Raw genomic sequence first — 11,628 nt, 5'->3', positions numbered from 1 at the left:
ACTGCGGCGATGCCCACCGACCGCGCGCACCACCACGCGCCGCCCCTCGACGCCGACGCCCTGCGCGTCGCGCTCCGCGAGGCGGGACTCCGCGTGACCCGACCGCGCGTGGCCGTCCTCACGGCCGTCGACGCCCAGCCGCACTCGGACGCCGACGAGGTGCTCCGCGCGGTCAAGGCCGAGCTGCCGGGCACGAGCATCCAGGCGGTCTACGGCGTGCTCGGCGCGCTCGCGGCCGCGGGGCTCGTGCGCCGCATCGAGCCCGCGGGATCGTCCGCGCGCTACGAGCGCCGGACGGGCGACAATCACCATCACCTCGTGTGCACGTCCTGCCGGACGATCGTCGACGTGGACTGCGCGGTGGGGGAGTCCCCCTGCCTCACGCCGTCCGACTCGGCGGGGTTCCTCGTGGCGAGCGCTGAGGTGACGTACTGGGGCCTGTGCCCCGCATGCCGGACCGCAGCCGCGGATCCCGGTGCCACCGTCGCGACCTGACCGTCGCCACCGGCCCGCACCCCGGCCGGATGACCCGAGCCAGCACCTCCCCGTACCACCGCTGACAGGAGAAACACCATGACCGACCAGAAGTACACGACCACCGACTCCGGCGCTCCGGTCGCCAGCGACGAGCACTCGCTGTCCGTCGGGCCCGACGGCTCCATCCCCCTCCACGACCACTACCTCGTCGAGAAGCTCGCGCAGTTCAACCGCGAGCGCATCCCGGAGCGCGTCGTCCACGCCAAGGGCGGCGGCGCCTTCGGCACCTTCCGCGTCACGGGCGACGTGAGCGCGTACACCCGCGCCTCCCTCTTCCAGCCCGGCGCCGAGGTCGAGATGCTCGCGCGCTTCTCCACCGTCGCCGGTGAGCAGGGCAGCCCCGACACGTGGCGCGACCCCCGCGGATTCGCGCTGAAGTTCTACACGGACGAGGGCAACTACGACCTCGTCGGCAACAACACCCCCGTCTTCTTCATCCGCGACGGGATCAAGTTCCCGGACTTCATCCGCTCGCAGAAGCGCCTGCCGGGCTCGCACCTGCGCGACCACGACATGCAGTGGGACTTCTGGACCCTCTCGCCCGAGTCCGCCCACCAGGTCACCTGGCTCATGGGCGACCGCGGCCTGCCGAGCTCGTGGCGCCACATGGACGGCTTCGGCTCGCACACCTACCAGTGGATCAACGCGGCCGGCGAGCGCTTCTGGGTGAAGTACCACTTCAAGACCCAGCAGGGCATCGAGATCCTCAAGCAGGAGCAGGCCGACCAGATCGCGGGCGAGGACGCCGACTTCCACATCCGCGACCTCACCGAGGCCATCGACCGCGGGGACTACCCGGAGTGGAAGCTCGAGGTGCAGATCATGCCCTACGAGGACGCGAAGTCGTACCGGTTCAACCCGTTCGACCTCACCAAGGTCTGGTCGCAGAAGGACTACCCGCGCATCGAGGTCGGCACGATGACCCTGAACCGCAACCCGGAGAACTACTTCGCGCAGATCGAGCAGGCAGCGTTCGCGCCCTCGAACTTCGTGCCCGGGATCCAGGCGAGCCCCGACAAGATGCTCCTCGCGCGCATCTTCAGCTACGCCGACGCGCACCGCTACCGCGTGGGCACGAACCACGCGCAGCTGCCGGTGAACGCGCCGAAGTCTCCCGTGCACAGCTACTCGAAGGACGGCCAGGGGCGCTACACGTTCCAGGACGCCGGCACCCCCGTCTACGCGCCCAACTCCCACGGCGGCGCGCACGCCGACCCGGCTCGCGCCGCGGAGAGCGCCGGCTGGGAGCAGGACGGCGAGCTCGTCCGCTCGGCCGCGACGCTGCACGCGGAGGACGACGACTTCGTCCAGGCCCGGATGCTCGTCAACGAGTCGATGGACGACGCCCAGCGCGAGCGCCTCGTCGGCAACATCGTCGGCCACGTGAGCAAGGTCACGACCGCCGAGCTCCGCGCCCGCGTGATCCAGTACTGGACGAACGTGGACGGCTGGCTCGGTGCGGCCGTCGCCGCGGGCCTGCCGCCGCTCGTCGGGGACGCGCCCGTCGCCGAGGCCACCCCCGGCCCGACGCGCGACGCCGAGGAGGTCGGTGTCGCGGCCCACTGAGCCGCGGCGGTGATCCGCTGATCGAACGACACGACGCCCGTCCCCTCGGTGAGGGGGCGGGCGTCGTCGCGTGCGGACGCGGCGCTCAGCCGAGCGGCAGCTCCATCTCCAGGTCCTTCTGCGTGCGATCCAGCGCGTACGGGACGCTGCGACCCGTGAGGCGGAAGCCGCGGCGCTCGTAGTAGGCACGGGCGCGCGGGTTGTCCTCGTGCACCTCGAGGCGGAGGGCACGGGCGTTCGGGCGGTCGCGGGCCCAGGCGATGATCGCGTCGAGGAGCATGTCGGTGACGCCCGCGGCGCGACCGCGGGCGGACGGCGTGATGTAGACGCTCACGAGCATCACGCGGGTGGGATCGGTGCCGACGTACGCGTTCATCGCGCCGAGCCAGCGGCCGGTGGCGGGATCCACGGCCGCGTACGCCGTGTTGCCGGGCCGGGTCGGGCGCTCCGCGCGCTCGCGCCACTGGGCCTCCGTCAGGCCGCGCGCCGTCTCCAGCGTCTCGAGGTAGGCGAGCGGGGTGTCCTCGAGCATCTCGAGGCGGAGCGCGCGGTACTCGCGCCAGTCCTCGGCGCGCACGCGGCGGATCACGGCACCGTGCGCGCTCACACCAGCTGCCCGTTGACGTGCAGGTCGCCTGCCGGGAACGCGTCGGCGGGGGAGGTGACGGGCAGCATCAGCCAGCCGTGGTCCTGGTGCACGACCTCCGCCGCGCCCAGCAGCGTGAAGCCGTTGTAGTGGCCGGTGCGGTCGGCCAGCGGGATCCAGCCGTGGCGCTCGTAGTAGCCGGTGGTCGACTCGCCCGTCTCGAGGAGGCCGAACGGGACGGCGAGGCGGGCGAGTGCGCCGCGGATCCCGTCGGCGAGCAGCGTGCCGAGGCCCTGCCCCTGCCGATCCGGGTGCACGGCGACCATGCCGGTGGATCCCACGAGCAGGTCGTCGGCCGGGTCGCCGTGGCCGTCGCCGAGCTCCACGAAGATGCGCCGGATCCCCGCGTGCGCCACGATCCCGTCGCCGTCGTGCACGAGGATCCGCAGCTCGGGCTGCGCGCCCGCCCAGCTTCGCGCGCCCGCGTAGCCCTCGCGGAAGTCGGGGAACGCGAGCGCGAGGAGCGCCGCGATCGACGTGTGGTCGGCGAGGTCGAGCGCGCCCTCGCGGACGACGGAGAGGCGGGGTCCCATGGGTCGAGGGTATCGGCCGGTCACGCGGGTGTCCGGGCCCGGACCGCGGCCCGGTCGCGCGGGCCGCGCGCCCGTAGGGTTGACGGCATGACCACCCCGCAGTCCGTCTGGCAGGACAAGCTCGGCCGCCTCTCCATCCGCTGCGTGCAGATCCTGGCGGTCCTCGTGGTCGCCATCGCGATCGTGTACGCCGCCATCTCGCTCAAGCTCGTCGTGATCCCGGTGATCATCGCGCTGATCCTCGCGTGCGCCGTGCGCCCCATGGTGCTGTGGATGGAGCGCCGCGGCGTCCCCGACGCGCTCGCCGCCGTCATCGCGCTCCTCACCGGGCTCGTGCTCTTCGGCGGCGCCATCACGGCCGTCGTCTTCGGCGTGCAGAGCCAGTGGCCGACGCTCGTGAAGGCCACCAGCGAGGGCGTCGACCAGCTGCAGTCGTTCATCCAGGAGGGCGGGCTGCCGATCGACTCGGCGCAGATCGACTCCTTCCGCCAGCAGGCCGTCGACTTCCTGACCAGCAGCCAGTTCGGATCCGGCGCCATCGCGGGCGTCTCCGCCGCGGCCGAGGTCGTCACGGGCGCCGTGCTCGGGCTCGTCGTGTTCTTCTACTTCGTCAAGGACGGGCCGCGCATCTGGGCCTTCCTCATCCGCCCGTTCCGCGGTCGCGGCCGCAAGCGCGCCGTGCGCGTCGGCCACGAGGGCGCCAAGGTGCTCGGCGGGTACATCCGCGGCACGGCGACCGTCGCGCTCGTCGACACCGTGTTCATCGGCGCCGGCCTCTTCATCCTCGGCGTGCCGCTCGCGCTGCCGCTGTCGCTCGTGGTGTTCATCGGCGCCTTCGTGCCGATCGTCGGCGCCACCGTCGCGGGCATCCTCGCGGCGCTCGTCGCGCTCGTGACGAACGACCTGACCACCGCCATCATCGTGATCATCATCGTGGTCGCCGTGAACCAGCTCGAGGGCAACCTGCTGCAGCCGGTCGTGCTCGGCAACGCGCTCAAGCTGCACGGCCTGGTCGTGCTGCTGGCCCTGACCGCCGGCACGATCCTCGGCGGCATCGTCGGCGCGATCCTGTCGGTGCCGCTCACGGCCGTCGCCTGGACCGCCTGGAAGATCGTCATGGAGCCGGACGAGGAGGAGCCGGAGCCGCCGGCGCCCGCGCCGCTCGAACCGGTGGCGAAGGCCGCGCGCGGCCTCACCGCCAGGCTCACGGGACGCCCCGCCACCACCACCCGGGCCGACCGATGAGCGCCACCGGCGCCGCGTCGAGCTTGCAGCGCTCACCCGGCTTCGCGGTCGCCGCGCGCCTCGGGCACGCGGTCAACGGCCTCCTGCACCTCCTCATCGGCGTGGTCGCGTTCCGTCTCGCGACGGGCGGCGGCGGCGAGGGCCAGGCCGACCAGTCCGGCGCGCTCGGGTCCATCGCGGGATCGCCCGGCGGCCGCGTGCTGCTCTGGATCGTCGTGGTCGGCCTCCTCGGGCTGGGCCTCTGGCAGCTCGTCGAGACCGTGCTGGCACGCGGCGAGGACGCGAAGCGCACTTGGGCGGCGCGCGCGAAGGAGCTCGGCAAGGCCATCGCGTACCTGGCCATCGCGGCGACCGCGCTGCGCTTCGCGACGGGCGGATCCAGCGACTCCTCCGAGCAGACGCAGTCGCTCAGCGCGCGGCTCCTCGAGGCGCCGGGCGGCGTCGCGCTTCTCGTGATCCTCGGGCTCGCCGTCGTCGCGGTCGGCGTCTACTTCGGCTTCAAGGGCGCGACGAAGCGCTTCCGCGAGGACCTGGCCGTGCCGTCGGGCTCGCTCGGGCGGGGGATCACCGCGCTCGGCGTCGCGGGGTACGTCGCCAAGGGCGTCGCCCTCGTCGCGGTCGGCGTGCTGTTCGTCATCGGCGCGGTCACGGCCGACCCGAGCCGCGCCACCGGGCTCGACGGCGCGCTCCAGTCGCTCGCGGGACTGCCCGCGGGCGTCGCCGTGCTCGCGATCACGGGGCTCGGCCTCATCGCGTACGGCCTGTACTGCGGCGCCCGCGCGCGCTACGCGAAGCTGTGACGGGCCGTCCGGTCGTCGCGCTCGACGGCGTGCGGCCGGACGAGGTGCACGTCGTGCGGGTGTTCGCGGACACGGACGGGCAGCACGGCAACGAGCTCGGCATCGTGCTGGCGTCGCCGCGCACGGACGGCCGGGAGCAGGCGATCTCGCGGGCGCTCGGGTTCAGCGAGACGGTGTTCGTCGACGCGGTGGACGCGCCGGGCGCGGATCCGCGGGGCGCGTCGATGCGCATCCTCACGCCCGCGCGCGAGCTGCCCTTCGCCGGGCACCCGACCGTCGGCACCGCGTGGTGGCTGGCGTCGCGCGGCGCCGCGGTCGACCACCTGCGGGTACCCGCCGGGACCGTGCGCGTGGGCCGCGCCGGCGACGTGGTGCGCGTGACCGCGGATCCCGCGTGGGGCCCGGAGTTCGCGTGGCACCCCGTCGGATCCGTCGCCGAGCTCCTCGCCCTCGACCTGCCGGCGCTCGCCGCGGCGTCCGGCGTCGAGCACCTCTACGCGTGGGCGTGGATCGACGAGGCCGAGGGCGCCATCCGCTCGCGCATGTCAGCTCCCGCGCTCGGGGTCCCCGAGGACGAGGCGACCGGATCCGCCGCCCTCCGCGTGACGGCCCACCTCGGCCGCGACCTCCGCATCACGCAGGGCCGCGGCAGCGAGCTGGGCACGCGCCTCCTCGCCGACGGGCGCGCGGAGGTCGGCGGCCGCACTGTGCCGGACCGCGTGATCCCGCTGCCCTGACCCGCACGGCCGCCACGCGTTACGCCGTCGCGGTCTCCGCGTCCTCGCCCGTCGTCGGCTCCTCGCGCGGGATGACGAGGATCTCGGAGATCCGGCGCCGGTCGAGCGCCGTCACCTGGAGGGTCACGCCGTCGACGTCGACCGTGTCGCCGACCTGCGCGAGCCGGCCGAGGTTCTCGATCACGAAGCCCGCGACCGTGTCCGACGCGGAGTCGGGCAGCTTCACGCCCGTCGCCTCCTCGAAGTCCTGGAAGTTGAGGCGGCCGTCGATCGTGCCGCCGTCCTCCGCGAGGTCGCGCGCGGCCGAGTCGGTGTCGTACTCGTCGAATATCTCGCCGACGACCTCCTCCACGAGGTCCTCGAGCGTGACGATGCCGTCGGTGCCGCCGTACTCGTCCACGATCACGGCGATCTGGTGGCCCTCGGCGCGCATCATCGTGAGCGTCGGCAGCACGCGCGCGGTCGCCGGGAGGTAGGGGATCGGGCGCAGGATCTCGGAGACGGGCCGCTCGGGATCCGCCGCGATCGCCTGGTACAGGTCGCGGACGTGCACGAAGCCGATGACGTCGTCGATGGTCTTGTCGACCACCGGGTAGCGCGAGTACGGGCGGTCCTGCACGTCCAGCCCCGCCTCGCGGACCGTGCCCGTGCCGTCGAGCGCCGCGATCTCGGGCCGCGGCTTCATGACCTCGCTGAGCTGTCGGTGGCGGAGGGAGAGCACGTCGTCGAGGATCCGGCGCTCGTCGTCCGGGAGCCCCTCGTGGCTGGAGACGATGTCGCGGAGCTCCTCCTCGCTCATCTCCTCGCCGGTCTTGTGCGGGTCGCCGCCGAGCAGGCGCACGACCACGTTCGTGGAGACGGAGAGCAGCCAGATCACCGGGCGCATGAGGATCGCGAAGCCGTTGAGCACGGGCGCGACGCCGTACGCGAAGCCGGCGTTGCGCTGGATCGCGAGGCGCTTGGGCGCGAGCTCGCCGAGGACCAGGGAGAGGTAGGCGATCACGAGCGTGAGCAGGAGGGTCGCGATCGTGGACGCGAGTCCGGTCTCGAGGCCCCACGACTCGAGGATCGGGACGACGGACGGCGCGATCGACGAGGCGCCGTACGCGGCCGACGCGAACCCGGCGACGGTCACGCCGATCTGCACCGCCGCGAGGAAGGTGTTGGGGTTGCGGGCGAGCGCGGCCACCTTCTCGCCGCGGCGTCCGCGGGCGGCGAGGGCGTTGAGCTGGCCCTCGCGGAGGGTGACGAGCGCCATCTCGGTGGCGGCGAACACGCCGCCGACGAGGACGAACACCACGACCAGGACGATGTTGAGGAGGAGGTCGCCGTTCACGAGCGGGTGCCGGTCGGGCGGATCGTGCGACCGTCTCGGTGGGCGCTGGCTCGGAGGGGAGCGGAGGCGCGGAGGGTGCGGGGCGTGCCCGGGGTCGTCCGGGCGCCGGGACTGTGGCTGTCGGGAGCGGGCTCCCGCGCGGTTCTGTGCATGGACGAAGGGTACCTGAGCGGGTGGGGAAACAGCCCGGCGGGGGCCCGGCGGGAGGCGTGCCCTACGGTCGGGGCATGGATCAGCAACCGATCGGCGCCTGGGGCTGGCTCGCCCTCGCGCTCGTGAACGCCGGCCTCGCCGAGCAGAAGAACCGGTCGAGGTGGACGTGGTTCCTCGTCTCCCTGCTCCTCGGCCCGATCGCCACCCTCTTCATCGTGACGTGGGAGCGGGTGCCCGAGCATCCCGACGAGCCGCAGGGGGAGGGCCCGACGAACGGGCTGCTGGCGGTGGGCATGGGCCTGGCCGCGGCGGCCGTCGTCAGCGCCGTGGTCGCGGGGATCGGCGGCGACTCGGGGCTGTGGGTCGTCGCCGGCGCGCTCGTCGTCGTCGCGGCGGTCTCGCTCGTCCTGCACGTCCTCGCGCGCCGGCGCTGGGCGGCGATGCAGGCGGCGCGCGAGAGGGCGCCCGCGGCGGAGTAGTAGGCCCGGCCCTCAGGGACGCGCGGGCGGCGAGGCCGGTGCGTCCGCCACGAGGACGTCGGCCGCCTGCCGCGGGGCGAAGCCGGCGTCGAAGTCGCGCTCGTTCGGGATCCAGACGTCGCGCCACAGCGCGGCGTGCTCGCGGCCGAGGCGCGCGTCACGTTCCATCCCGCGGGCCGACGCCGTCGCGAGGTCCACGTCGCACCACACGGCGAGGTCGATCCATGGGCGCGCCTCGGGGTGCAGCAGGCCGATGAGGTCGACCACCAGGAGATCCGTCGCGGGCAGCGGCTCGAAAGGGCCCAGCTGCCGACGGCCCCAGTCGTAGCGGCGGAACGCGCTGGGACGCCCCGACCGGAGCGGATCCAGCACCTCGTCCACGAGCCGGAGCCGGTCGACGCCGTGCCAGTGGGAGGAGCGGCGGTGCGAGCGGGACGGGTCGAGGAAGTCGTCGCCGCGCAGGCGGACCGAGCCGGGGAGCGAGGCGGCAAGGTGACGCGCGAGTGTCGACTTGCCGGATCCGCCGTAGCCCGAGACGCCGACGACGAGCGGTTGGTCGGCCGCCGCGCGCAGGGCGGCCACGTGCCGTGTGAGCTCGGTGGCGTCCATCCGGCGAGCGTAGGGGCCAAGGCGGAGCCGCCCTAGCGGTCGCCACCGGGCGGGGTGCCGCCCGAGCCGCCGCTGCCGCCGCCCGCGGGGGCGGATCCCGCGGTCGGGGTCGTGGTCGTGTCGACGCGCGCGGTGAGCGCCACGGCGTAGCCCGCGGTCGCATCGCCCGTCACGGTCCCGAGCTGCAGGGCCCCGCCGTCGTCGCCGAACACGTTGTCGGAGTCGAGGGTCACCTGCGCGAGGTTGGCGCTGGATCCCGCGTACTCGGAGAGCGCGTAGACGCTCGCGCACGCGTCCTGCGGGAGCGCGACCTGCGAGGTCGCGACGGCCTTCGTGGAGTCGGTGATGTCGTCCACGCTCGGGTAGACCTCGAAGTGGATGTGCGGCCACCGGCCCGTGTAGCAGGCGGGGAAGATCGACGTGAAGGTCACCGATCCGTCGTCGCCCGCGACCTGCACGCCGCGGAGGTAGGTCTCCTCGGTGATCCCGTCGGAGTACATGGAGTAGCCGCCCGCAGCGTCGCAGTGCCACACGTACACGGCGGCGCCGGTGAAGGGGACGTCGCCGTTCGCGGTGTCGAGGATCGTGAGCGTGAGCGACATGGGCACGCCCGCGGCGGTGGTGCCGCCGTCGAGGCTGGAGCGGATGTCGCTGCGCACGATGCCGGAGCGCTCCAGCACGTCTGCGCCGTTGGATCCGTCGCCCGGGTAGGGGCCGGCCGTCTCGTCGGGGATCTCGCCCGTCGACGCGGCGGCGCTCGCCGTGGCGCCGGATCCCGTGGCCCCCGCGGTGCAGGCCGCCAGCGCCACGGATCCGACGCCCGCGCCGATGTACGCCAGCACGGCCCGACGGCTCAGCAGTGTGCGGAGGTCGAAGCCGGCTCCCTGGTCGACCACCTCCTCGTCGGCGCGGTCGAGCAGCCGGCCCTCGTAGGCGGGGCCGTCGGGGGTGCGGTCGGGTTCGGGGATGCGATTCACGGGCGGTGCCTCCTGGTCGGTCGTCCCGGCGGTCGGGACGGGCCCACCGTGGCGGGCGGGCCCATGCGGCGGCCATGGCGATCCGATGAGCCGGCCATGAGTCGCCGACCGGCGCGCGGACGTCTCAGCCGCGCAGCCGCGGGTAGGCGGCGAGTGTCGGGACGTGACGCGCGCTCGTGAGGAGGAAGCGGTCGGAGATCCCGCGCACGGGCCGCGACGCCGCCACCCGCATCGCGCCCCGCAGCACCCGCTGCCCGACCGCCGAGGACGGGTGGGTGATCCGCGCCCCGCCCGGCGGCAGGCCCTGCGCGCTGTCGGCGTAGCGGCGCAGCTGTCGCTCGTAGCGCGCGAACGCGGCAGCGAAGGTGTCGCCCGTGTCGGCGAGCGCGCGTCCCAGCTCGCCGGCGAGCACGTGCGCGGCGACCAGCGAGAGGGTCGTGCCCATGCCGGTGGGCCCGGATCCCCAGGCCGCGTCGCCGAGGAGCGCGATGCGCCCCTTCGACCACGTCGAGACGATCACCTGCTCCATCCGCTGCGTGTAGAACTCGTCGGGGCGCGCCTGGAAGCCGTCGAGGATCCGCTCGACCTGCCAGCCCGCGCCGCGGAAGCGCGCGCGGAGCACCGTCATCTGCGCGTCGAACGGGAGCTGCTCGAAGCCGGACGGCTCCGACTCGAACGACAGGCTCGCGCGGATCGTGCCCTCGTCGTCCGGGCGGATCGAGGCGTTGCGCGCGCCGCGTCCCGTGAGGAAGTCCCAGTAGCCCGTGTCGCCGGGGACGCGGTCGATCGTCCCGTAGGCGATGCTCACGCCGTGGTCGCGGAGCGTGGTCTCCTCGGCGAACGCCAGCCGACGGGTGCGGGAGCTGCGGCCCTCGGCGACGAGCAGGAGGTCGTAGCGCTCGCGGGATCCGCTCGCGAGCTCGACGTCGACGCCGTCCGCGTCCTGCCGCACGCCCGTCACGAAGTCGCCGTGGCGGAGCTCGACGTCGTCCCGGACCAGGTCGACGAGGATCCCCGCGAACCGCCCCCGCAGGATCTCCACCTCCGCCGTCGGCCCGTCCTCGCCCTCCGCGCGCGGGAAGGTCGCGAGGACGCGGCCCTCCTCGTCGACGAAGCGCGTGCCGTCCTCGCCCGTGAGGTTCGCCATGACGACGTCCTCGATGCCCATGCGCCGGAGCACGTCGCGGCCGAGGCCGCGCACGTCGATGTTCTGCCCGGCCTGGCGCTGCTCGGCCGAGCGCTCGAGCAGGGTCACGTCGAAGCCCTCGCGGTGCAGGCCCCAGGCGAGCGCGGGTCCGGCGATGCTGGCTCCGGTCACGAGGACCCTCGGGCGGTGGTGCGCGGTGTCGGCCATGCGGTGATCTCCTCGTGTCGTCGAGCTGCCCCGGGATCCCGGGGCACGAGTAGACTCTATGGCGTAGATGCTTCACGGTGAAGCAATCGGATCGACTCGGAGGATCACGTCATGTCCCACACCATCGCCGTCCCGGGGGACCGCTCCGTGGTGCTCGAGCGGCTGCGGGACTACACGACCGCGTTCGACGAGTCGGTGCGGCAGCTGGCTGCGGCGCTCTCGCTGCCGACGACGGACACGACGGCGCTCGCCGAGGTGATCTGGGCGGACACCGCCGGCCGGGCGCTGTCCCCGGCGCGGCTCTCGGAACGGCTCCACCTGACCTCCGGGGCCACGACCGCGCTCATCAACCGGCTGGAGGGCGGCGGGCACATCGGCCGGAGCCGGGAGAGCGCCGACCGGCGCGTGGTCACGCTGCGTCCGTCCGCCGCGTCCCAGACGCGCGTGATGGCCGTGCTGCAGGGCGCGCAGACCGACGTCGACCGGGCGCTCGACGGGTTCACCGCCGAGCAGCTCCGGACGGCGGCGGAGGTCGTGCGGGCGATCACGGAGGGGACCGCCGCGGGGACGCGCGGGATGGCGGGCGGCGGCGCGACGGGGAGCTGAGGGGCGGCGGTCCGGTCAGCCCGCGGGGACGCAGGGGCTGTCGCAACCCG

The 11,628-nt window shown here is 73.9% G+C and carries 13 protein-coding genes; 7 read left to right on the top strand and 6 right to left on the bottom strand.

What is annotated here, in order from left to right:
- Positions 1–9 precede the first annotated feature (9 nt).
- Both DZG00_RS00585 and DZG00_RS00580 read left to right on the top strand, forming a co-directional pair.
- A complete protein-coding gene (locus DZG00_RS00585; RefSeq protein WP_119381032.1) occupies positions 10–495 on the top strand; it encodes a Fur family transcriptional regulator in 486 nt (161 codons plus the stop codon).
- A 78-nt stretch (positions 496–573) separates the two neighbouring features.
- On the top strand, positions 574–2,103 hold the full coding sequence (locus tag DZG00_RS00580) for a catalase (protein ID WP_119381031.1): 1,530 nt from the start codon (positions 574–576) through the stop codon (positions 2,101–2,103).
- Positions 2,104–2,188: 85 nt separating this feature from the next.
- Here DZG00_RS00580 and DZG00_RS00575 read toward each other — a convergent pair whose 3' ends face one another.
- Together DZG00_RS00575 and DZG00_RS00570 are read right to left on the bottom strand one after the other, a co-directional pair.
- The gene (locus DZG00_RS00575; protein WP_375342489.1) at positions 2,189–2,710 is read right to left on the bottom strand and encodes a GNAT family N-acetyltransferase; all 522 of its coding nucleotides are present in this window, start codon (positions 2,708–2,710) and stop codon (positions 2,189–2,191) included.
- Positions 2,707–3,282, bottom strand: coding sequence for a GNAT family N-acetyltransferase (locus DZG00_RS00570; protein WP_233548723.1), 576 nt, complete (start codon positions 3,280–3,282; stop codon positions 2,707–2,709). The genes DZG00_RS00575 and DZG00_RS00570 overlap by 4 nt, the downstream gene beginning before the upstream one ends.
- A gap of 87 nt (positions 3,283–3,369) precedes the next feature.
- Between DZG00_RS00570 and DZG00_RS00565 the strand changes: the two genes are divergently transcribed.
- Genes DZG00_RS00565 through DZG00_RS00555 form a run of 3 tightly spaced genes read left to right on the top strand, consistent with a single transcriptional unit; the run spans position 3,370 to position 6,064 of the window.
- Positions 3,370–4,527 carry an AI-2E family transporter gene (locus DZG00_RS00565; RefSeq protein ID WP_119381029.1) on the top strand — a complete coding sequence of 386 codons (1,158 nt, stop codon included), beginning with the start codon at positions 3,370–3,372 and terminating at the stop codon, positions 4,525–4,527.
- Entirely contained in the window at positions 4,524–5,327 is an 804-nt protein-coding gene (locus DZG00_RS00560) for a DUF1206 domain-containing protein (protein ID WP_119381028.1), read from the top strand. Before DZG00_RS00565 ends, DZG00_RS00560 begins: the two co-directional genes overlap by 4 nt.
- Positions 5,324–6,064 (top strand): PhzF family protein, encoded by a 741-nt coding sequence (locus DZG00_RS00555; RefSeq protein ID WP_119381027.1) that lies wholly within the window; start codon positions 5,324–5,326, stop codon positions 6,062–6,064. The genes DZG00_RS00560 and DZG00_RS00555 overlap by 4 nt, the downstream gene beginning before the upstream one ends.
- A 19-nt stretch (positions 6,065–6,083) precedes the next feature.
- Here DZG00_RS00555 and DZG00_RS00550 read toward each other — a convergent pair whose 3' ends face one another.
- A complete protein-coding gene (locus tag DZG00_RS00550; protein ID WP_119381026.1) occupies positions 6,084–7,400 on the bottom strand; it encodes a hemolysin family protein in 1,317 nt (438 codons plus the stop codon).
- A 227-nt stretch (positions 7,401–7,627) separates the two neighbouring features.
- On the opposite strand from DZG00_RS00550, the gene DZG00_RS00545 reads away from it, so the two are divergent.
- Complete coding sequence (locus DZG00_RS00545) at positions 7,628–8,032, top strand: hypothetical protein (RefSeq protein WP_119381025.1); 405 nt, start codon at positions 7,628–7,630, stop codon at positions 8,030–8,032.
- A gap of 12 nt (positions 8,033–8,044) precedes the next feature.
- Here the strand turns inward: DZG00_RS00545 and DZG00_RS00540 are convergent, their stop codons facing one another.
- The 3 genes from DZG00_RS00540 to DZG00_RS00530 all read right to left on the bottom strand — a co-directional run bounded on the left by DZG00_RS00540 (position 8,045) and on the right by DZG00_RS00530 (position 10,972).
- Entirely contained in the window at positions 8,045–8,641 is a 597-nt protein-coding gene (locus DZG00_RS00540; RefSeq protein WP_233548705.1) for a nucleoside/nucleotide kinase family protein, read from the bottom strand.
- Positions 8,642–8,673: 32 nt separating this feature from the next.
- Complete coding sequence (locus DZG00_RS00535) at positions 8,674–9,618, bottom strand: intradiol ring-cleavage dioxygenase (RefSeq protein WP_119455307.1); 945 nt, start codon at positions 9,616–9,618, stop codon at positions 8,674–8,676.
- 124 nt (positions 9,619–9,742) lie between these two features.
- Positions 9,743–10,972: an FAD-dependent monooxygenase gene (locus DZG00_RS00530; protein WP_119382997.1), complete on the bottom strand. Its 1,230-nt coding sequence runs from the start codon at positions 10,970–10,972 to the stop codon at positions 9,743–9,745.
- Positions 10,973–11,083: 111 nt separating this feature from the next.
- Between DZG00_RS00530 and DZG00_RS00525 the strand changes: the two genes are divergently transcribed.
- Positions 11,084–11,578 (top strand): MarR family winged helix-turn-helix transcriptional regulator, encoded by a 495-nt coding sequence (locus DZG00_RS00525; RefSeq protein WP_119455306.1) that lies wholly within the window; start codon positions 11,084–11,086, stop codon positions 11,576–11,578.
- Positions 11,579–11,628 lie beyond the last annotated feature (50 nt).

The organism is Clavibacter lycopersici (assembly GCF_003576405.1).
GTDB classification, from domain to species: Bacteria; Actinomycetota; Actinomycetes; order Actinomycetales; family Microbacteriaceae; genus Clavibacter; species Clavibacter lycopersici.
This window is presented reverse-complemented; position numbering and strand designations above follow the sequence as displayed.

Bases quoted from the DNA above. Each gene is read 5' to 3' on its own strand.
- DZG00_RS00540 (WP_233548705.1), bottom strand. From the start codon at position 8,641: ATGGACGCCACCGAGCTCACACGGCACGTGGCCGCCCTGCGCGCGGCG.
- DZG00_RS00565 (WP_119381029.1), top strand. From the start codon at position 3,370: ATGACCACCCCGCAGTCCGTCTGGCAGGACAAGCTCGGCCGCCTCTCC.
- DZG00_RS00560 (WP_119381028.1), top strand. From the start codon at position 4,524: ATGAGCGCCACCGGCGCCGCGTCGAGCTTGCAGCGCTCACCCGGCTTC.
- DZG00_RS00530 (WP_119382997.1), bottom strand. From the start codon at position 10,972: ATGGCCGACACCGCGCACCACCGCCCGAGGGTCCTCGTGACCGGAGCC.
- DZG00_RS00580 (WP_119381031.1), top strand. From the start codon at position 574: ATGACCGACCAGAAGTACACGACCACCGACTCCGGCGCTCCGGTCGCC.
- DZG00_RS00585 (WP_119381032.1), top strand. From the start codon at position 10: ATGCCCACCGACCGCGCGCACCACCACGCGCCGCCCCTCGACGCCGAC.
- DZG00_RS00545 (WP_119381025.1), top strand. From the start codon at position 7,628: ATGGATCAGCAACCGATCGGCGCCTGGGGCTGGCTCGCCCTCGCGCTC.
- DZG00_RS00525 (WP_119455306.1), top strand. From the start codon at position 11,084: ATGTCCCACACCATCGCCGTCCCGGGGGACCGCTCCGTGGTGCTCGAG.
- DZG00_RS00570 (WP_233548723.1), bottom strand. From the start codon at position 3,282: ATGGGACCCCGCCTCTCCGTCGTCCGCGAGGGCGCGCTCGACCTCGCC.